The organism is Serratia marcescens (assembly GCF_001902635.1).
GTDB classification, from domain to species: domain Bacteria; phylum Pseudomonadota; class Gammaproteobacteria; order Enterobacterales; family Enterobacteriaceae; genus Serratia; species Serratia marcescens_F.
The window spans coordinates 126,609-146,859 of the sequence record NZ_MJAO01000015.1 but is presented as its reverse complement, the minus strand read 5'-3'; the positions used below and the strand labels follow the sequence as shown (position 1 = coordinate 146,859).

Annotated in this window: 19 protein-coding genes; 5 read left to right on the top strand and 14 right to left on the bottom strand. The window is 59.9% G+C overall.

Annotated features, from left to right (window positions below; translation table 11 throughout):
* Positions 1-47: 47 nt before the first annotated feature.
* Positions 48-1,667: a phosphoenolpyruvate carboxykinase (ATP) gene (gene pckA, locus BHU62_RS16280; protein ID WP_073532924.1), complete on the bottom strand. Its 1,620-nt coding sequence runs from the start codon at positions 1,665-1,667 to the stop codon at positions 48-50.
* A gap of 431 nt (positions 1,668-2,098) precedes the next feature.
* Here pckA and BHU62_RS16275 point away from each other — a divergent pair, with 431 nt between their 5' ends.
* Entirely contained in the window at positions 2,099-3,442 is a 1,344-nt protein-coding gene (locus BHU62_RS16275) for a 2-hydroxycarboxylate transporter family protein (protein ID WP_073532923.1), read from the top strand.
* Between the two features lie 333 nt (positions 3,443-3,775).
* Positions 3,776-5,194: a serralysin family metalloprotease gene (locus BHU62_RS16265; protein ID WP_078062077.1), complete on the top strand. Its 1,419-nt coding sequence runs from the start codon at positions 3,776-3,778 to the stop codon at positions 5,192-5,194.
* A gap of 146 nt (positions 5,195-5,340) precedes the next feature.
* On the opposite strand, the gene BHU62_RS16260 is transcribed toward BHU62_RS16265, so the two are convergent.
* Positions 5,341-5,550, bottom strand: a complete 210-nt coding sequence (locus BHU62_RS16260) for a hypothetical protein (protein WP_073532920.1) — start codon at positions 5,548-5,550, stop codon at positions 5,341-5,343.
* Positions 5,551-5,708: 158 nt separating this feature from the next.
* Between BHU62_RS16260 and BHU62_RS25270 the strand changes: the two genes are divergently transcribed.
* Positions 5,709-5,861 carry a hypothetical protein gene (locus BHU62_RS25270; RefSeq protein WP_171971327.1) on the top strand — a complete coding sequence of 51 codons (153 nt, stop codon included), beginning with the start codon at positions 5,709-5,711 and terminating at the stop codon, positions 5,859-5,861.
* A 27-nt stretch (positions 5,862-5,888) separates the two neighbouring features.
* Here BHU62_RS25270 and yniD read toward each other — a convergent pair whose 3' ends face one another.
* Entirely contained in the window at positions 5,889-5,981 is a 93-nt protein-coding gene (gene yniD / locus BHU62_RS25450) for a small membrane protein YniD (RefSeq protein WP_016928013.1), read from the bottom strand.
* Positions 5,982-6,318: 337 nt separating this feature from the next.
* Here yniD and BHU62_RS16255 point away from each other — a divergent pair, with 337 nt between their 5' ends.
* Together BHU62_RS16255 and BHU62_RS16250 are read left to right on the top strand one after the other, a co-directional pair.
* Entirely contained in the window at positions 6,319-6,711 is a 393-nt protein-coding gene (locus tag BHU62_RS16255) for an ASCH domain-containing protein (RefSeq protein ID WP_019454863.1), read from the top strand.
* A 4-nt stretch (positions 6,712-6,715) separates the two neighbouring features.
* Positions 6,716-7,315 carry a hypothetical protein gene (locus BHU62_RS16250; RefSeq protein WP_073532919.1) on the top strand — a complete coding sequence of 200 codons (600 nt, stop codon included), beginning with the start codon at positions 6,716-6,718 and terminating at the stop codon, positions 7,313-7,315.
* Positions 7,316-7,370: 55 nt separating this feature from the next.
* On the opposite strand, the gene BHU62_RS16245 is transcribed toward BHU62_RS16250, so the two are convergent.
* The 11 genes from BHU62_RS16245 to yebS form a co-directional block, all read right to left on the bottom strand.
* Positions 7,371-7,610, bottom strand: coding sequence for a DUF1480 family protein (locus BHU62_RS16245; RefSeq protein WP_073532918.1), 240 nt, complete (start codon positions 7,608-7,610; stop codon positions 7,371-7,373).
* Between the two features lie 135 nt (positions 7,611-7,745).
* Complete coding sequence (locus BHU62_RS16240; RefSeq protein ID WP_073532917.1) at positions 7,746-8,678, bottom strand: spore coat protein U domain-containing protein; 933 nt, start codon at positions 8,676-8,678, stop codon at positions 7,746-7,748.
* 19 nt (positions 8,679-8,697) lie between these two features.
* Positions 8,698-11,181: a fimbria/pilus outer membrane usher protein gene (locus tag BHU62_RS16235; RefSeq protein WP_415915715.1), complete on the bottom strand. Its 2,484-nt coding sequence runs from the start codon at positions 11,179-11,181 to the stop codon at positions 8,698-8,700.
* A 22-nt stretch (positions 11,182-11,203) separates the two neighbouring features.
* Positions 11,204-11,971 carry a molecular chaperone gene (locus BHU62_RS16230; RefSeq protein ID WP_073532916.1) on the bottom strand — a complete coding sequence of 256 codons (768 nt, stop codon included), beginning with the start codon at positions 11,969-11,971 and terminating at the stop codon, positions 11,204-11,206.
* 20 nt (positions 11,972-11,991) lie between these two features.
* Positions 11,992-12,507 (bottom strand): spore coat U domain-containing protein, encoded by a 516-nt coding sequence (locus tag BHU62_RS16225; protein WP_236720683.1) that lies wholly within the window; start codon positions 12,505-12,507, stop codon positions 11,992-11,994.
* A 20-nt stretch (positions 12,508-12,527) separates the two neighbouring features.
* Positions 12,528-13,040 carry a spore coat U domain-containing protein gene (locus tag BHU62_RS16220; protein ID WP_236720682.1) on the bottom strand — a complete coding sequence of 171 codons (513 nt, stop codon included), beginning with the start codon at positions 13,038-13,040 and terminating at the stop codon, positions 12,528-12,530.
* A complete protein-coding gene (locus tag BHU62_RS16215; RefSeq protein ID WP_073532913.1) occupies positions 13,034-13,570 on the bottom strand; it encodes a spore coat U domain-containing protein in 537 nt (178 codons plus the stop codon). The genes BHU62_RS16220 and BHU62_RS16215 overlap by 7 nt, the downstream gene beginning before the upstream one ends.
* Before the next feature lie 297 nt (positions 13,571-13,867).
* Positions 13,868-14,404 carry a spore coat U domain-containing protein gene (locus BHU62_RS16210; protein ID WP_073532912.1) on the bottom strand — a complete coding sequence of 179 codons (537 nt, stop codon included), beginning with the start codon at positions 14,402-14,404 and terminating at the stop codon, positions 13,868-13,870.
* A 269-nt stretch (positions 14,405-14,673) separates the two neighbouring features.
* The gene (gene rsmF, locus BHU62_RS16205; protein WP_078062075.1) at positions 14,674-16,110 is read right to left on the bottom strand and encodes a 16S rRNA (cytosine(1407)-C(5))-methyltransferase RsmF; all 1,437 of its coding nucleotides are present in this window, start codon (positions 16,108-16,110) and stop codon (positions 14,674-14,676) included.
* A gap of 102 nt (positions 16,111-16,212) precedes the next feature.
* Complete coding sequence (locus BHU62_RS16200) at positions 16,213-18,843, bottom strand: PqiB family protein (RefSeq protein WP_073532931.1); 2,631 nt, start codon at positions 18,841-18,843, stop codon at positions 16,213-16,215.
* Positions 18,812-20,059, bottom strand: a complete 1,248-nt coding sequence (yebS, locus tag BHU62_RS16195; protein ID WP_073532911.1) for a membrane integrity lipid transport subunit YebS — start codon at positions 20,057-20,059, stop codon at positions 18,812-18,814. The genes BHU62_RS16200 and yebS overlap by 32 nt, the downstream gene beginning before the upstream one ends.
* Positions 20,060-20,251: the final 192 nt, after the last annotated feature.

Here is a 20,251-nt window from a genome sequence, read left to right as displayed (position 1 = left end):
AGGGCCGAAGGTTCGGCCCTTGAATGACGACGCACAGCGCGCCGGCGTTACAGTTTAGGCCCGGCGTTCACCAGTTTTTCGCCCGCCTGGGTGACGGTGTATTTGGCGAAGTTGTCGATAAAGCGCTGCGCCAGATCCTGCGCTTTCTCCTGCCACAGCGATTCGTCGGCGTAGGTTTTACGCGGATCGAGGATCGACGGATCGACGCCCGGCAGCGCGGTCGGCACGGCCAGGCCGAAGATCGGCAGCGTGAAGGTCTCGGCCTGCTCAATGTCGCCATTCAGAATGGCGTCGATGATGCCGCGGGTGTCTTTGATCGAGATGCGTTTGCCGCTGCCGTTCCAGCCGGTATTGACCAGATAAGCCTGGGCGCCGGCGGCTTCCATGCGTTTCACCAGCACTTCGGCGTACTGCGTCGGGTGCAGCGTCAGGAACGCGGCGCCGAAGCAGGCGGAGAAGGTCGGCGTTGGGGCGGTGATGCCGCGCTCTGTGCCGGCCAGCTTGGCGGTGAAGCCGGACAGAAAGTGGTATTGGGTCTGTTCCGGCGTCAGGCGCGACACCGGCGGCAGCACGCCGAAAGCGTCGGCGGTCAGGAAGATGATCTTGCGCGCATGGCCGGCTTTGGACACCGGTTTGACGATGTTCTCGATGTGGCCGATCGGGTAAGAGACACGGGTGTTCTCGGTTTTGCTGGCGTCGTCGAAGTCGATGCTGCCGTCGGCCAGCACGGTGACGTTTTCCAGCAGCGCGTCGCGGCGGATCGCCTGATAGATTTCCGGCTCCGCCTGCGGTGACAGCTTGATGGTTTTGGCGTAGCAGCCGCCTTCGAAGTTGAACACGCCGTCGTCGTCCCAGCCGTGCTCGTCATCGCCGATCAGCTGGCGTTTCGGATCGGTGGAGAGGGTGGTTTTACCGGTGCCGGACAGGCCGAAGAATACCGCCACGTCACCTTGTTCGCCGACGTTGGCCGAGCAGTGCATCGAGGCGATGCCTTTCAGCGGCAGCAGGTAGTTCATGATGGAGAACAGGCCTTTCTTCATCTCGCCGCCGTACCAGGTGCCGCCGATCAGCTGCATGCGCTCGGTCAGGTTGAAGGCGACGAAGTTCTCCGAGTGCAGGCCTTGCTGCTGCCAGTCCGGGTTGGTGCATTTGGCGCCGTTCATCACCACGAAGTCCGGCTCAAAGTCCGTCAGCTCTTCGTCGCTCGGGCGAATAAACATGTTTTTCACGAAGTGCGCCTGCCAGGCCACCTCGGTGATAAAGCGCACTTTCAGGCGCGTGTCGGCGTTGGCGCCGCAGAAGGCGTCCACCACGAACAGACGTTTGCCGGAGAGCTGGTTGCCCACCAGCGTTTTCAAATGCTGCCAGACTTCCGGCGAGAGCGGTTGGTTGTCGTTCTTGCCGGTGCCGTTGTCTGACCACCAGACGGTGTCGCGTGTGGTGTCATCGCGCACGATGTACTTATCTTTCGGCGAACGGCCGGTGAATTCACCGGTCGCGACGTTGACCGCGCCCAGCTGGGTGAGGGTGCCGCGTTCCAGCGGCGGCAGGTCGGCGCGGGTCTCTTCGGCAAACAGCAATTCATAGCTGGGGTTATAGACAATCTCGGCGGCCTGATGGATGCCGTAACGAGTAAGGGATTGTGGGGTAACAGCGCGTGAAGACATATTCTACTTCCTTATGAGTCATATTATGCCTTTTCCCGCGCGGTGCCGCGCGCAGGATTAAGGTTCGGATCAAGCTGACCGGATTCAGCTAATGGCGTTTCCGGTTCTTTATTAATAACGCAGGGGCTTTTTCGCCCTCCTATAGCATAGCAGCGAATTTAAACCTGATTACTTTAATTACAAAATGCTGACGATAATTAATTAAAACTAACATTGGCTGAGGGTCACAATATTGAATTCCTACGGCGTAATTTAGTTTTGCATTTTTATTTTTTATCATATCGTCAGTGCTGTCTACTGTTTTATTTCTTATTAAAAAATGCGAAATCTGCAATGGGATTTTTCGTAATCGTTTGTTTTTTCTTGGCTGGGGCAGGGGTGTTGCGCCAGGCAAACCTAACCGTACTCTACGCTCGTCAGCAGGGTGAATAATGAAACAGATAAATGCAGAACTGGCCTGTGATAAAAATACGGCATCGTCCGATTCATCAGGATTAATTAATAAGTTTCGTCAAATAGATATCGGCGCGGTACCTATCGCCTTGTTTATCACAATTTGCGCGATTGTGGCGATTTCTGCCTACGCTAACTTCCTGCCGAAGAATATGATCGGCGGCCTGGCGGTGATCATGACATTGGGCTTTGCGCTGGCGCAGCTGGGAAAAAGCATTCCCGTGCTGCGTGATATTGGCGGCCCGGCCATTCTGTGCCTGATGGTGCCGTCGGTGCTGGTCTATTTCAATGTGTTCCAACCCAACGTCATGGGTACCGTTCATCTGCTGATGAAAGACGCCAACCTGCTTTACTTCGTCATCGCCAGCCTGGTGGTCGGCAGCATTCTCGGCATGAACCGGGTGATCCTTATCCAGGGCATGATCCGCATGTTCGTGCCGCTGGTGGTGGGCACGGTCACGGCGGTGATCACCGGGTTGCTGGTGGGCAAACTGTTCGGCTTTACCTTCTATCACACTTTCTTCTTCATTATCGTGCCGATCATTGGCGGCGGCATCGGCGAGGGCATTTTACCGTTGTCGCTGGCCTATTCGGCGATCCTGGGCGCGACGCCGGACGTCTACGTCGCGCAACTGGCGCCGGCGGCGGTGCTGGGCAACATCTTCGCCATCGTCACCGCCGGCGTGCTGGCGCGCATCGGCATGCAGCGCAAGGCATTGAGCGGCGACGGCATGCTGATCCGCTCGGCGCAGGAGAACGCGATGTTCGCCGTTAAGGAGCAAAGCGGCAACGTCGATTTCCAACTGATGGGGGGCGGGCTGCTGGTAATTTGTGCCTTCTTTATCGTCGGCGGCCTGTTCGAGCACATTGTGCATATTCCTGGTCCGGTGTTGATGATCCTGTTCGCGGTGCTGTGCAAATACTGCCGGGTGATCCCGGCGTCGATGGAAACCGGCGCGCACAGTTTCTACAAGTTCGTCTCCACGGCGCTGGTGTGGCCGCTGATGATCGGTCTGGGCATGCTGTATGTGCCGTTGGAAAGCGTGGTGGCGGTGTTTTCGGTCGGCTATGTGGTGGTCTGCGGCTCGGTGGTGCTGTCGATGGGCCTGGTCAGCTTCCTGATTGCGCCTTACCTGAAGATGTTCCCGGTGGAAGCGGCGATCGTCACCTGCTGTCACAGCGGCCTGGGCGGCACCGGCGACGTGGCGATCCTGTCGGCGTCGAACCGTATGGGTCTGATGCCGTTCGCCCAAATCGCCACGCGCATCGGCGGTGCTTCCACGGTCATTGGCGCTACGCTGTTGCTCGGTTGGTTAGTCTGAGTCCAGAATTTCTTATGGATAACCGGGGTCGGATTGCCCCGGTTTTTTTATGGTTTTTCTGCTGCCAATCGCGATAACGCTGATAATTACCATGAAAATCATTCAGGTGGCGGAAAAGCATTGCAACACTTTTTCTAAGAAAACTCTGTACTCGGCGAAAATGTGTCTATTCTTTTCTCTTAAGGGATTATCGTTCTCATTCAGAGTGCCGAGGGAAGGCGCCACCGCATTACCGATATCCCCGTATTGATTCAGCACCGGGCCGCTGCCGTTCAGGCAATCCGCCAGTCGGGGCACGCCCCGATTGAAATGAGGAATATGGAGATTAAGGTTATGTCATCAAGCAATGCTTCTGTTAAAGCCGAAGGCGTATTAGCTCTGCTGGGCGCTTATAAACCCGATGAAGACGACACCATTACCGTGCTTCATCCGTCGAAAACGTTCGAGAATGCCGGCCTGGAACTGGTGCGCGGCGATCGCAGCTGGCACGACAAGGGCGTGACCGACACGCCGGTTTCCCTGACCTTCAGCTTCTGGGAAAAGGCGCCGGGCAACATGTCGAGCATGGGCATCGGCGGCTTCAGCAGCTTTAACGCGGAACAGCGCGAGCAGGCCAAACTGTCGCTGCAGTCATGGTCAGACGTGGCCAACATCACCTTCACCGAGACCAGCAACGCCGCCGCCGCCAATATCAAATTCGGCCTGTTCGACTACAGTTCGCGCGGCTCCTATGCCTTCGCGTATAACCCGGACTCCTCGCCTTCGGTCGCCGGTCAAACCTGGTATAACGCCAAGAACCACACCTTCGTCAACAACCAGATCCATGAAAACGAATACGGTCGCCAGACCTTTACTCATGAGATCGGCCATGCGCTGGGGTTGCAGCACCCCGGCGACTATAACGCCGCGCCGGGCGTCAGCATCACCTACGGTAAGGACGCGACCTATTTCGAGGACAGCCGCGCCCACAGCGTGATGAGTTATTTCAGTGAAAGCAACACCGGGCAGGACTTTAAAGGCGCGTACTCTTCCGGGCCGCTGCTCAATGATATTACGGCGATCCAGCATTTCTACGGCGCCAACATGAACACCCGTACCGGCGATACGGTTTACGGTTTCAACTCCAACACCGATCGCGACTTCCTCACCGCTACCAGCGCCCAGGATAAAATCATCTTTACCGCCTGGGATGCCGGCGGCAACGACACCTTCGACTTCTCCGGCTTCAGCCAGAATCAGCGCATCAACCTGAATGAAAAAGCGTTCTCGGACGTCGGCGGCCTGAAAGGCAACGTGTCGATCGCCGCAGGCGTGACGATTGAAAACGCCATCGGCGGATCGGGCAACGATGTGCTGGTGGGCAACGCCGCCGATAACGTGCTGAAGGGCGGCGCGGGCGACGATGTGCTGTACGGCGGTAAAGGGGCAGATCAGCTGTGGGGCGGCGCCGGCAAGGACACCTTCGTCTATTTCGCGGCGGACGAGTCGACGGCGGCGGCGCCGGATTGGATCCGCGACTTCGTGCGCGGTGAGGACAAGATCGATCTGACGTTGTTCAATACCGGCAGCGCCGACGGCATCCGTTTCGTCGATCAGTTCAGCGGCAAGGCAGGCGAGGCGATGTTGAGCTATGACGCGCAGAATCACGTCAGCGACGTGGCGATCAACCTGGGCGGCGCCTTTGGCGGCAGCGATTTCCTGGTGAAAGTGGTCGGGCAGCCGCTGGATGCCGGCGATTTTGTCCTGGCGTAACGAGGGGCAACAAAATAGTGTGTTTTGGGCAAAAACCCGACAATTCCTATTAATTCCGTCATATTAGCGTGACATAGTAGCGCATAGAAGGCCGGGCTTGCATACCTCGGGCTTCTGTCGAATCGCCAACCCTTTCGGTTGGCGATTCATTTTCCACCTTTCAGCATGTTGATGGCGGCGCCGAGCAGGATGCGCCGTTCGATGTCGTTGCTGCCCGCCAACTGCTGCGCCAGATGTTTTTCCAGCGTTTCCACCGACAGCACCTCGCCGCGATGGCGCAGCTGCATCACGCCGTCGCCGATCAGGCGCGCGACCTCATCCCATACGGGTTTAATCTCCTGTTCCGAGAACGTCATGGCTTACCTCGGCTGGCTGATTTTCGCTCAATGTAGCAGCTGAACGGCGGCTTCGCTACCGCGTAGCCTAAAACCGGAAGCATAAAAAACAAGCCATCAGTATTTCTTCTGGTTTTTACGTTCAATACTTGTGGTGTCGAAAAGCAGGAGAACACATCATGAACTGGGTCGAAACCTTGGCGGAGTATTACCGCCTAAGCCGCGCGGGTGAAAAGCAGCATTGGCTGTGCCGCTGCTGGTTGCCGCAGGGGGAAGCGCGTCTGGCCTATCTGCGGGAACTGTTGGAACCGACCGCCACGCCGCGGCGGTGAATGGGGCGCCGGCGTCGTTTTACGGCATCAACCGAAGGCTATCGCCGCCCAACGCAACAGCAGCAGCGCCAGGCAGATCAGCAGCAGAACCACCACCATTTTACTGAGCTTGTTGCCCATGCGTTTTGTCGCCACGTCGTCCCCCTTTAACTGAAATACCACCCGCCGGCGATGGCAATGAGGAAAAGCGTCGCCAGCGCGACGCCGTTGAGTAAATCGCTGAAGGTATCGTCAGCATCGATGTCGTTTTGCCGCATGTTACCGCCTGGCGGTCGCCATTGGGTGAATAGTGTTCACAGTATGCGCCCGGCGCAGCAGAAGGCACAGCGAAGAACGGTAAAAACGCGTAAAGGCGGCGGTGGCGGAACGCGCAGTCGCGCAGGTGACGGATGCATACGGCCGGCATTACGTTGTACTATCCTGTCTGCATTGATGCATTTTTCAAAAAGGTATAATCATGGCGACGGCAATTCCGCAGAAATACGAACACCTTGAGCGCTGGGCGTTCGGTGATACCGAGCAGCAGGCCGATGAAGTGGTGCAATTGATCCTCAATGGCACCAAAACGGCGACCTGTTCCAACCTGGACGGCGAAGGGATCCCGCAGGCCGGCGATCTGTTCCTGGTGGTGGACGGCAAGGGCGAGCCGGTCTGCGCGGTCGAGTTGACCGCGGTGGAAATGAAAACCTACGATCAGGTGGATGAAGCGCACGCCTATGCCGAAGGCGAGGGCGACCGGTCGTTGGCGCATTGGCGTAAAGAGCTGCAGCGTTTCTTCGAAGAGTACGATCTGTTCTCGCCGGATATGACGCTGGTGTTGATGAATTTCAAAGTCGTCGACAAATTCTAGTGCCATGCGCGCCGTTCCCTACGAGTGCCAGTGGGCGAGCCCGGAGATGGCCGCCGATCTGATCGCCGGCCGCGCCACGCTGGCGCAAGACGACAACTGGGCGCGCAGCGGCGCCCGTGATCGGGCGGAGTACGTCGAGTGGGCCAACCACGTGTGCGGCATGGCCTGCCTGAAAATGGTGTTGGGGCATCGCGACGGCGAAGCGCCGCCGCTGCTGGAGCTGGCGCGCCGCAGCCTGCCTTACGGCGCCTATGTGCGCGAGGGCGAGCAGATCAAAGGGTTGATTTACGCGCCTTTTGTCGAGTATGTACGCGAGCAGTTCGCGCTGCGGGCGGAGGTTAAGGTAGGGCTGGAGGCCGCCGGCGTGCCGGCGCTGTTCAGCGAATGCCGCTACTTTATCGCCTCGGTGCATCCCTCTATTCGTCGGCCCGAGAGCTCGCCAGCGCAGCGGGGCGGGCATCTGGTGTTGATCACCGCTGCCGACGCGCAGAGCGTGACCTTCCACAATCCTTCGGGCGACAGCCCGGCGACGCGCGAGCGGGTGCAACTGCCGCTCCACCGTTTCGCCCATTTCTTTGCCGGCCGCGGCATCGCCATCGCATAAAAAAACGCGCTGTTTCCGATGAAAACAGCGCGTCGTCAGCGATCCTGGCGCATCTTCATGCCAGCCGCATCACCCAGGCGTCCGCCTGCCGGTCATAGTGTTGTTTGTACAACAACGACTGTTTGCCGTCGAGGATAGCCGGAATGCTGGTGTGTTCATCCCAGCCGTCCAGTTGCATGCACAGATCCGGGTCAGATTTGCAGGGAATGCTCAGGGTGCCGGCACGATCGGAAGTGGCGTGAAGATGCGCGTCATCGACCTCGAAGCTGCCAATTTTTACGACGGTTTTGCTCATGGGAACTCCTTGCTCAATGATGTGGTAGGAGGTTAGACCAGTAGGTCATCGCTATGAGCATAGCCAAATGAGCAAAAAATGCCACATAAAAAATACATTCTGGCAACAATTGCGTTTTACCGCTAGCGGCACCGCTCAGTATTCAACCACAAAGCTGACGTTATCCTGATAGCTGCCGACCGGTACCTCGGTCTGCGCTGGGTTGATTGCAGCGGTAAAGGGAATACTCTGCGCCAACCCGGTGCCGGTGCCACTCTGCATGTTGCTGCTGTTCCAGACGGTGGTGGTGTTGGGCAGATAGATTTGGTATTGCAGGAAGTTGCTGGTGCCGTTGATCATCTGCCGCCAGCCGGTGACCGGGTTGTTGCCGTTGGTAAAGTAGGTGTTGTAGGCCTGGGTTTTGGTACAGGTAAGGTTGATGCTCTGGTTAATCGGGTTAAATTGCCCCACCAGCGCCATGCTGCCGAAGTTGACGCTACCGGGGGGAGCGATCAGGCAGCTTTTGGTGATGGTGGCGGTGACCGCCACCGTGCCCGCCACGTTGGTGCCGGTCCAGGCCAGGCAGGCGCCCAACAGCCCGGCATAGCAGATGCTGTAGGTCCAGCTCAGGTTGATGGTGTCGGTATAGGTGCCAGCGCGCACGTTGGCGCCGGTAGTGGTCTGAATATACAGCGGAATGGAAACGTTGCTGGACACGAAGATCAGTGAGAGCAGGTTCAGCGAGTTGTAGTTGATGGTTTGCCCGGCGCTGAACGGATATTGATAGTTGGCATCCGGATAGATCAGATAGGGGATTTTATCACCCGAGCCGCCGGTGTCGCTCAGATACATGCTGTTGGTGGTGGAAACGATCTTTACCGACACCGTGTTCTCGGTTAGCAGGGTCAGGCCGATGCCGCTGCAGTTTAAGCCGCCGGTGCCCTGCGCTCTGGCCGACGTGCTGTATATGCTGTTGGAGGTCACGCTGCCCAGGCTGACGGCGCCGGCGGTGACGGCGCAGTTGGCCAGCGCCTGGTGGCCGCTCAGCAGCAGTGTGCCCAGCATGAGCGTTTTGATTCCCCAATTCATCGTTTTCTCCCTGTTACGGTTATCTGGCGGCCGACTGGCAAACCAGCGGGCCGACGCGCTGCAGACCTTGTGGGTTGGCCAGGCTGAAACTGACCTGACACGGCGGGCCGCCGTCGGCCGGGATCACGCTAAGCCGGTTGTGTTGCTGCACCGGATCGATGTAGGTCATGCCGTCCCAGCCGACGTAGCTTTGCTGATTGCTGCCGATCACCGCGACCTGACTGCCGTTGGCCAGCGGTTTGCCTTGCGCATCGACCAACTCAACGTCGGCGGCGGAAAGGCGCTGAACGGGGAAATCAACCAGGAAACCGCTGTGATCGCGAATGGCGACGGTTTTTTCTACCGCCGGCAGGTTGACATCCGCCGGTAGATTGAGCGGGTCGATCTGGAACTTGGCGTGGTAATACGAGGTGACGGTAGGCACCAGCAGGTAGCCTTTGTCGTTGGTGACGCCGATGCGCTGGTTCTCGTAGCTGACCGGAATACCGGCGTAACCGTTGGTCGAGATCAGGGCGAAGGCGTCGTTGATGGTGTTGGTGGCGTAAACGCCGCCGTTCATCGCTACCAATGAGCCGCTCACTTCGCCCCAGCGCGTGTAGTCGTTACGGTTGCCGTACAACCCCGCGCGGGTTTCCAGCAGCGAGGTGCGCCAGGTCAGGTCTGCCTGACGGTAATCGCTGTCGCTGCCCTGGCCGCCGGCATAGGCCAGGTTCCAACCGAAACCGCCGTCGGTCGGCGCGGCGCGGCTGTAACCGACGCGTTCGCTCCAACGGTTGCCGGCGTCGCGGGCGGTGCTGACGTTGGCGGTGCCCCAGGCATCGAACGGAATGCTGATCTGCAATTGCGAGCTGTAACCGTCGCCGCCGATCTCGCGGTTCGCCGAGGCGTAAAGGCTGATATTGCGCCACAGCGTCAGGCTGTACGACAGGTTGATCAGCCGGGTGCGCTGGCCGATGGCGTCGCGCACGTCGAAATAACCGGCGCCCAGGCTGCCGAAGCGGCTCAGGCCGATGCTGCCGGTCAGTTGATCGGTGCGGCGGCTCAGCCGGTAACTGCTTTTGTAGGTGGAGAGATCGCCAAAGTCCGCGCTGCGCAGCACCCGTTGCGCGTTAAGGCTGAAATACTGATTGCTGTAGGTATAGCTCAGGCTGGTCTGATCGCCGTGGCGGCCGGTGTACTGATACACCGGCCCGGCATCTGGCTGCTGCACCGGTTGACCGGTGATCGGATCGTAATAAAGGGGCGCGGTTTTCGGGGCGTTGAAGGCGTTGCTGCTCGCCTGGCTGTAGCTGTAGGAGGCGTTGAACACCCCCAGTTGCCACAGGCGCACACCGGCCCCGGCGCCGGTGACCGCCAGCTCCGCCGCACCTTCCGCCCGGCCTTCGAGCGTCAGCCAATCGGTGACGCCGTAACGCCCGCTGCCGCTGGCCACCCACTGCCCGTAGTCCGCGGAGCGGTAGCCGTAGTTTTGGCGCAGCGCGCCCGCCGAGAGGCTGAAATCACTTAACCCGGCCTGCAGCAGCGAGCTGGCGACATAGAACGGCACCGTGGTGCTTATCTGGCGGCCGAGCGCATCGGTAGTCACCACCGTCGCCTGACCGGCACCGTTGATATAGGGCACGGTATTCAGGGTGAAGGGGCCGGGATTCACGTTGGCGGAGGTATTCTTATAGCTGTTGATGTACAGATCGACGCTGCTTGGCACGGCGGCCTGGCCGGAGAACTGCGGCAGCGGATAGGTGATCAAATCCGGCCGCGTGGCGAAGTTGCGCGCCACTTGCAGGCCGCCGACGCGTACCGAGCTGGTCCAGGGTAACGCGCCGGTAGTGAAATCGCCCGCCGTATAGCTGAGCATGGTGTCGTCGTCGCTGTAGCGCCAGGTACTGTCGTAGCGGATATAGCGATTGTTCTGCTGCGTGCTGGCGCCGCCGTTGAAGCTGCTGCGGAAAATGCCGGTATTGGCAATGACGCCGAAGCCGTCGAACAGGCGCTGCTCGCTCCAGGCGGAGAAATAGCCCGGATTGCCGCGCCCGCCGCTTTGGCTGACGTAGGCGTCGTAATTCAGCAAAAAGCCCAGGCTGCTTTGCGCCGGCAGACGTTGCTCTGAACTGGCGTTGCCGAGGGTTTGCCTGGGCAGCCAGTCGTTGGGCACCGTGATCAGCAACTGCTGCGTTTCACCGCTGTAGGTGACCTCGACCTTGTCCCATTGATCGACGGCGATCTCTTTTGCCTGCTTGTCCGCCACCGGCAGACCGGCGTCGATCAGCTGCTGCGGCGTCAGGTAGTAGTGACCGCCGCGATAGATGACCGGCACCACTTTCCCGGTTTGGCGGCCGTTCACCACCGGCTCCAGATACAGTGTGGTATCCGGCATGCTGATGGCGCTGGGCGGCGGCGGCAGATCGTCGGCGGCGGCGAGCGTCGGCCACAGTTCTACCGCCATACAGAGTACGGCCAGGGCCAGCGGCTTAAGCTGCATGCCGCGGGTGGCCGGTGACGACATCCGCTTCACCTGCACTTCAGGCTCAGTAAGACGGAATGGTTACGGGTTGCTTGTTGTCGTTGATCATCGCCTGCAGCTTGCCGGCGGCGAAACTGCCCGACGACGGCAGGGCGAAACGCATTTGCGAGCCCGGCAGGACATAACCCAGCAACCCGCCGTTGAGCGATTTGCCCTGAATGCTGACCTGCGACAGGCGCGCATGCACGGTGCCGTCATTGCGCACGTCGAGCCAACGCTGGCTGTTTTGTTGCTGCAGCCGGTAGCTGAGTTTAGGCTGGTTGGCGGTGGCGTAGTCGCGCGGGTTGTCGAAGTCTTGTTTGGTCCAAACGCCTTTACCGCTGACGAACAGTGGCACCGAATAGCGCATCTGGAATTTCAGCCCCATCTGCGCGCCTTTGTCGGGCTCAGTGCCGTTCTTATCTTTGATCGGCACTTCGTCGACCAGTACCCGATAAGCCCGTTCCTGCCCAGCGGCGACCGGCATTTGTTTGAGCAGGCGGATCAACTGGCGTTTGCCGGGGAGAATAGTGGCGACCGGTGGGCTGGCGACCACGTCGCTCTGATTGCGGTAGTCGTCTTTGCCGCCGGTTTGCTGCCAGCCGAGGACGCGAATTTGCATATAAACCGGTTTGCTGTCGCGGTTTTCCAACCACAGGGCCGTCGCCTGCTGGTTGTCTTCAATCACCGGATCGATGGGCCAAATCAGAATAGAGGCGGCGGCGAAGGCCTGTGGTTGGCCGGCCAACAGCAATCCTGCCAACAGGGGCAGGCGAAGCAGAGAACTGCGCATGGTATGATCCTTTTAAAAGCTCAATAACTTACTGTCACTAAGACCGTATCGTTGTAGGTGCCGCTGGTGGGCAAGGTGCTGCTCGCCATTAAACTGGCGTAGATTTTTATTTCTTGCGTGCTGCCGGTGGATGAGACGGTTTGGACTGCACCGCCGTTGCCGCCGTCTCCCCATAAAACGGCGTAGTTGGCATCCTGATACAGTTGGTAAACCAACGTTTCCGCGGTGACTGAATTCAACAGCTTTCGCCCACTGGCGATGGAGCCGGTGACATTGTTGCCGACGTTCAGCCCCAGAGTGACGCTGAGCCCCGGATTGCAGCGGATCAGGATCGAGCCGGCGCCGGCGCTCGACACGATTTTTATCGGGCTGCTTAAAGACGCCACCTGGCCAAAGCTCATGCTGCCGAACGAAGTCACGTTGGTGACGCCGCTGCCGAGCACGCAGCCTTTGATGATGGAGGCATTGACCGTGAAGCTTTGGCTGGTGGTATCGGCATGAACTGCGTTGATGCCGATCAGCGCAGCCAACAGCAGGGAGCGCAGCGTTCCGTTAATCACCAATTTATCGTCACCTGCACCGTGTCCGTATAGGCTCCCGTCGCCGGCGTCGCCTGCACCGGGATCATGCCGTACACCGGCAGCCAAACGCTTTGGCCGGTGGCGGTTTGCGTCACGCCGGTGACGTTATCCCAGACGGTGGCGTAGCTGGCGCTGGTATACAGGTTGTAGTTCACCCGAGCGCCCGCCGCGCTTTGCAGATAGCGTGAAGCGGCATTGCCGCTTTGCCCGCCGCTGAGCAGCACCGTGTAGCTGGTGCCGTTGTTGCAGTTGATCTGCAGCGCGCCGGCGTTCGCCTGGCCGGTCACCTGTATCGCCGTATTAAGGAAATAGACCGTGCCGAAGTTGAAGGTGCCGAACGTGGTATTGCCGCCGCTGGTGGTGCCGGCGACGCAGGATTTGACCAGGGTGGCGCTGACGCCCACCGTCGCGGTGCTGACGTCGGCATGGCAAATGCCCGCCAGCGGCAGCAGTATGCAGGTGACGGCCAGGCGCACCAAACTTACCAAGTGACGGTCATGGTGACGGTATCGCTGTATGCACCGGCTGCCGGCGTGGTACCTGCGGCGGGAACCAGACCGTAGACGATCAGCGGCACGGCCGAACCGGTACCGGTGCCGGTCAGTACGCCGGTGGTGCTGTTCCACGGCAGCGCGTGGGCGCTGTCCTGATAGAGGTTGTAGCTGATGTAAGCGGGCACGCTGCTGGCCATACGCCGCTGGCTGCCGGTGGCGTTGAGACCGTTGTCCAGCGCCACGGTGTAGTTGGTGCCGGTGGTGCAGTTCAACCCCAGGGTGCCGGTGCCGCCGCTGCCGGTAGCGCTGGCGGTGATGACGTTAGCCAGCGACGAGTAGGTGCCGAAGCTGATGGCGCCGAAGTTGTTGGTGGTGCCTGAGCTGTTGCCGCCGCTGACCACGCAGCCGGCGCCGATGGTCAGGGTCACGCCCAGCGTGCCTTGAATGGTGCCCGCTGCATTGGCTGCGCCGTTGGCGCACAGCAGGGTTGCCGCCGAGGTCAAAGCCATCAGAGTTTTTTTCATATTGGTTCCTTGTGGTGTTAGATAAAGCCTGCAAAAACGCACCCGGAAACGAATCGAACGTATTCATTTTCTTTGCAATGTAATTAATAGAATAGGAATTCGGAGTTGTCGCGCTAAAACACTAAAAATTTTATTTATTTTTTGATGTCGATGGGATAGCGCGCTCGCGAAACGTTTTGATGGGGGTGGTGCGAGCGTGGTAATGATAATTGATGATAGGAATATTATTAATTTTAATTAATCTCGTGTTGATTGACGCTACCGCCGGAGTGCCCAGCGGTAGAGGAAGAGGGGGGCTTACCAGGTGACGGTCATGGTGACGGTATCGCTGTACGCGCCGGCCGCCGGCGTGGTACCTGCGGCAGGAACCAGGCCGTAGACGATCAGCGGCACGGCTGAACCGGTGCCGACGCCGGTTAATACGCCGCTGGTGCTGTTCCACGGCAGCGCGTGAGCGATGTCCTGGTAGAGGTTGTAGCTGATGTAGGCCGGTACGCTGCTGGCCATGCGCCGCTGGCTGCCGGAGGCGTAGAGGCCGTTGTCCAGCGCCACGGTGTAGTTGGTGCCATTGGTGCAGTTCAGCCCAAGGCTGCCGGTGCCGCCGCTGCCGGTAGCGGTGGCAGCGATGACGTTAGCCAGTGACGAGTAGGTGCCGAAGCTGATGGAGCCAAAATCGTTAGAGACACCGGCGCTGTTGCCGCCGGTGACCACACAGCCGGCACCGATGGTTATTGTGACGCCCAGAGTACCTTGAATGGTGCCCGCTGCATTGGCTGCGCCGTTGGCGCACAGCAGGCTTGCTACTGAAGCCAAAGCTATCAGAGTTTTTTTCATTTTGATTCCTTGCCGTGTTTAAAAGAAAGCCCGTAAAGCTGCTACCCAGAGCAGCGTAGAACGCGCTAATTCAGTTGCAGTTTAATTAATAGAATAGGAACTCGTAATTGTCTTGATCAAAGGAAAAAAACTTTATTTATGACGATGGTATTTTATTAATGGAGTGGGGTATTCGGAGGTGATGAAATAAATGATTGGAATAATAATTTATTTAGCGAGGGTTTTTCTATTTTATTGCCGGGAGGCGTGCCTCCCGGCTTTGCGCCTGGTTATAGATGAAAATCCAGCGCGCCATCGCGTACCAGCTCACGCGGCAGGTTGTTCTTGATACGGCTGCCGATGCGTTTGGCGATGCCCAACGGCTGCCCCTGGTAGGTGACGATGCACTCATCGCCGGCCGGCGGCTGCTCTGGGTAGAGATCGCGGCCGTGATACCACTCCTGCGCCAGCGCGGCGTTCAACTCGAACTGATGTTTACCGTCAGCGCCCGTCAGGGCGATCGCCGCCTCATGCTGCCAACGGAAACCTTTCGGGAAACGCTCCGCCAGTTTAAGGCCGATGCGCGAGAAGCGCACTTTGCCGAACAGCGGTTCCAGCTCCGCCGGAAACAGCCAGACCTCCTTGTCGCGCTCCCATAACCGGCTGTCATCGCCCCAGGTTAAGCCGGATGCGGCGGCGGCTTGGGCGACCAGCGCCGCCTCTTTACCGGACAGCGGGCTGAACGGGAATTTACCCACCTTGTAGGTCGGCTTCGCCAGCGGCGCCACGGCGCGGTGCTTGCGCAGGCGAGCGACGAAGAAGCCTTCGCTGTCGTATATCTGCGGGAAGACGTGCAGGAAGCCCTCGGCGGTCAGCGCCTTGTCGGCCCCGGAGAACAGCTCGCCCAACGGCTCGACGCTGACCGCGTCGCCATAGGTGTCCAGCAGCCATTGCACCACCTGCTGGTTCTCCTGTGCATTGAGGGTACAGGTGGAATAGACCATCACGCCGCCCGGGGCCAGCGCATGAAACGCGCTGTCGATCAGCTCGCGCTGGGTGGCGGCGATGTCGGCGACGCTCTGTGGCGACCAGTTGCTCATGGCGTCCGGATCCTTGCGCACCACGCCTTCGCCGGAGCAGGGGGCGTCGAGCAGAATGGCGTCGAAGCTTTCCGGCAACGCGGCGCCGAACACCCGGCCGTCGAAGTGGGTGAGCGCAGTGTTCTTCACGCCGCAGCGGCTGATATTGGCGTGCAGCACTTTCACCCGGCTGGCGGAGTATTCGTTGGCGACGATGCCGCCCTGATTATCCATCAACGCGGCGATCTGGGTGGTTTTGGATCCCGGCGCCGCCGCCACGTCCAGCACCCGATTCGGTGCCGTGCCGCCTGCGAACAGCGCGCTGACCGGCAGCATCGAACTGGCCTCCTGAATGTAGAACAGGCCGCTCAGGTGTTCGGCGGCGCTGCCCAAGCGCAATTCTTCATCGTCGCGTTCGATCCAGAAACCTTCTGCGCACCAGGGAATAGGCTCCAATCGCCAGTCGTAATCCTGCACCAGCGCCAGGAAATCGGCGACGCTGATTTTCAGCGTGTTGACGCGCAGGCTGCGGCGCAGCGGGCGTTGGCAGGCGGCGATAAAATCTTCCATCGCCAACTCGGCGGGCATGATGGCGCGGGTAGCGTCGAGGAACGCGGGGGGCAGAAAAACGGCGGTGGATTTGGCCACGGGACGAACTCTCAGGGTGCAATAAAGACAAGGGCGAGAGTTTATCACAAAGCGGAAAAAAACAGGGCCCGGCATGGCCGGGCCCAGAGGAAAACGCGAAATTTAATCGCGTGGAATGGCGGTGCCCCAGGTTTTCCAGTCCTTCGGCTCTTCCGGATTCAGCAGGAAGTGCTTGTTCGGCGTGGCCTTCGGCGCCAGCGGAGTGGTCGGCGGCGTGGCGAAGGCGATGCCGCCGCGGATGAACTGCTGGAAGGTGCCGCTCTTGATCACGCCACCGGTCAGGCCGAACTGCAGGTTGTAACCCGAAGCCAGCCAGAACACGCTATTGTTGCGCACCAGATGCTGGTACTTCTTGCTGATGCGCAGCGCGACGTGTACCCGATCGGACATGGCACCAAGGTAGAAACCGGTGATGGTGCCGACCTCCACGCCACGGAACAGCACCGGCGTGCCGACCTGCAGCGAGCCGGTTTCGGCGGCGTCGAGCACCACGCTCAGGCCGTCGAGATAACGCGAGTCGGTGATGCTGGCCAGCTGCAGCTCGAAGGTGCGCAGCTCGCGGCCACGCCCCGGCTCCACGTTGATATATGGCTGCAGCAGAGTATCAAGGTTGTTGACGCCGGCGGCGGAGATCTCCGGTGAAACGATCGAGAAACGGCTACCCAGGCGCGCGAAGGTTTGCACGTATTCCGGATACAGCACCGCTTTAGCCAGCACTTCGTTGCGCTCCGGCGCCAGCTGCAGCGACTCCACCTGGCCGACGTCGATGCCGAGGTAACGCAGCGGCATACCCGCCGACAGCTTGCTGGCGTCGTAGGTTTTCAGCGTAATTTGGCTGCCTACCGCGCGAGCGGCGGTTTCGCTGGCGTAAAGCTCGCGGTTGACGCCCTTGCTCAGCGTCACGCCCTGCAGGTTATCGAAGCTGATAGCGCCTTTCAGCGCGCGGTTGAGCGGCGAGGCCTGCACCGTCAACCCGCTGCCGTTGAGCTGCACCTTGGCGCCGCCCTCGGCCCAAAAGATGCTTTCGCGGGTCAGCAGCTTGCGGTATTCCGGGCTGATGTAAACATCGACTTCAAATTCGTTGGTCTTCGGCCGGACGTTGACGATCTCGCCCACCTGGAATTTGCGGTACAACACCACCGAACCCGCCTGCACGTCCGGCAGACTGGCGGCGCGGAGGGTCAGGGTAGGGGTAGGGGCGTTGCCGATGATGCCGGCCTCGGCTTTTTCGCTGTTGGCGTACAGCGGATATTGGCCGCCCGGTTCCCCTTTACTGCCGGGGATGATGCGCACGCCGCCGTCCACCCACTCCTGCGCGCTGGCGCCGAGCACTTCCATGCCGTCGATCCCCAGCTTGACGTCGAGGCGGCTGTTGACCACGAATTTGCTGTCTTTGTGCAGCAGACTGCGGTACTGGGCGTCGATGGCGGCGGTGAATACCACGCCGCCGGCGGTCAGGGTGCGGCTCAGGATCTGGCCGACTTTCACGCCATGCACCACCAGCGGTTGCCCGACGTCGATGCCGTAGCTTTGCGGCGCATTCAGCGTGACGGTCAACACCCCCGGCTGTTGCAGCAGCGTTTCGCTGCTGTCCAGCACGTTGAAGCGCTGCTGCGGTTCGCCTTCTCCCGGCACCAGCTCCAGCGTGGTACCGGTTAGCAGCTGGCTAAGTTTGGCGTCGTTGAGGCTGATACGTGGGCTGCGCATCACGATGCGGGTGCCGCTGCGCATCAAATCGACCACCGACGGATCGATGGTGAGTTCACCGACCACTTTGCTGTCTTGTTGCAGCGTCAGTTTGGTCAAGGTGCCGACCTGCAGCCCCTGATACATCAACGGCGTGCGGTTTTCACTCAGACTGTTGCCGCTCGGCAGATCCAGCAGGATATTGACGCCGCGCTGGCTGTGGGCCAAATCCGGATACAGGGCGTAGTTCTGGTCGGCCTTGGCCTGTTGGCCCTCTGCCGGCGAATCGAAGGCGATGGCGCCGTTGACCAGCGCCGCCAGGCTCTCCATCTGTACCGTGGCGCCGGACAGGCTGAAATCGCCTTTAAAGCCGGAGACGTTCCAGAAGCGGCTGTTATCCTTCACCAGGTTGGCGAAGCGGCGGTCGATCAGCACGTCGATGGTGACGCCCTTGTTGCCTTCGCTGATGGTGTAGTCATACACCTTGCCGACCGGAATTTTACGGTAGTAGACCAGCGAACCGCTGTTGAGCGAGCCCAGATCGTCGGCGTGCAGGTGGATCATCAGTTCGCCGGTGTTCAGACGGTACTTCGGCTGGGTATCGAGCGCGGCGAAGTGGGTTTGCGCCTTGCCGCTACCGGGCATCATGCCGATATAGTTGCCGCCGACCAGTGCGTCGAGCCCGGACACCCCGGCCAGTGAGGCTTTGGGCGTGACCAGCCAGAACTGGGTGCCTTCGCGCAGCGAATCTTCCAGATCGCTTTTGATACTGGCTTCCACCACGATGCTGCGCAGATCTTTGCTCAGGCTGATCTTCTGCACCGTGCCGACGTCAACGCCCTGGTAACGCACCGGCGTGCGGCCGGCGACGATGCCCGCCGCCGATTGGAAATCGATGGTGACCGTGGTGCCGCGTTCCTGGAAATTGTTGTAGACCAGCCACCCGGCGATCAGCAGGGCGATGAACGGCAGTAACCAGAACGGTGAAATGCGGCGCTTGTTCTTGACCCGCGCTTCAGTCGGTGTAGTCGGCGTTTCCTGTTGCATGTGCATCCCAAATCAATCGGCTATCCAGCCACTCAACGGCAAGAATAGTCAAAATGACCGCCGAGCCAAAGTAAAACGCGGCCGGTCCCATAGTAAAAGATAACAGCTGGTCGCGATTCACCAGCGACATCATCAAGGCGATAACGAACAGATCCAGCATCGACCAACGGCCGATCCAGGTGACCAGGCGCAGCAGACGAATGCGCGTCTTCAGGCTGTGCGAGGTTTTGAAATGAATGCTGAACAGCAGCGTGATCAGTACGATCACCTTGGTAAAGGGCACCAGCACGCTGGCGATGAACACGATGGCGGCGATCGGCACGTTGCCGGAGGTGGCCAGCGACACCACGCCGGAGAAGATGGTGTCTTCGAGCCGCGCACCGTTGGCGTAAATGATGGAAATCGGCAACAGGTTGGCCGGTATCAGCAGAATCATCGCCGCGATCAGCGCCGCCCAGGTTTTCTGCAGGCTGTAAGGTTGGCGGTGGCACATCGGTACATGGCAGCGCGGGCAGCGGCCGCGTGCGTCGGGATTGCCGGTATAGTGGCAGGACAGGCAAATGTGCAGCGCCGTCGGCGGGCCTTCCGGCTGTTCCTGCGGATAATAACGCTCCCACAGTTGCTCAAGGTTGGTGTGGATCAGCGTCAGTATGCTGAGCAGGGTGAGCGACAGGTAGGCGATCAGCGCGCTGCCCGCCTGAATGTCGGCGTAATCCTGCACCTTGATCGCCGCTACCGCCATGCCGACCAGATAGATGTCCAGCATCACCCACTCTTTCAGCCGCTCCAGCATCAACAGCACCGGGCGCAGGTTCATGCCGAGCGCGTGGCCGAAGCGCAGATACAGCAGCGACAGCGCCAGCGTCAGCGGCGCGCCGATGGTGCAGAACGCCACCATGCTGGCGGTGAGCGGATCGCCCTGACGGCTCATCTGCCAGATGCCTTCCAGCAGGCTGGCGTCGATGCGGGTGCCGAGCAGGCGAATGCTGATCAGCGGTTCGGCGAAGGCGAACGGCATCAGCAGCAGCATGGTGATCGCCATGGCGGTCAGGCGGGTCATCGACCAGTCGCGGCCGTGCACCACTTTAGCGTTGCAGCGCGGGCAATAGGCGGCCTGATTGCCGCTGAGCGGCGGCAACACGAACAACAGGTCGCACTCGCAGCAGCGCTGGTGGCGCGCTTTGGAAAGGGGGGCGGTGATCGCGTGTATCTTCATCTTTGACAAATAACTGCCCTTGAGCCCGCCGGAACTGTCAGCGTAGCTGAAAAATAGACCGGCCGCGCTACCGGCATTCGGGTGCCGGACGGTAAAACGAGGTAAACCGGGATTCAGAGCGGCAAACATACCCCGAGCGGCGGGGTTTTGTGAAGCAACAGATGATTAACCTTGTGGCTATACGCATTTAAT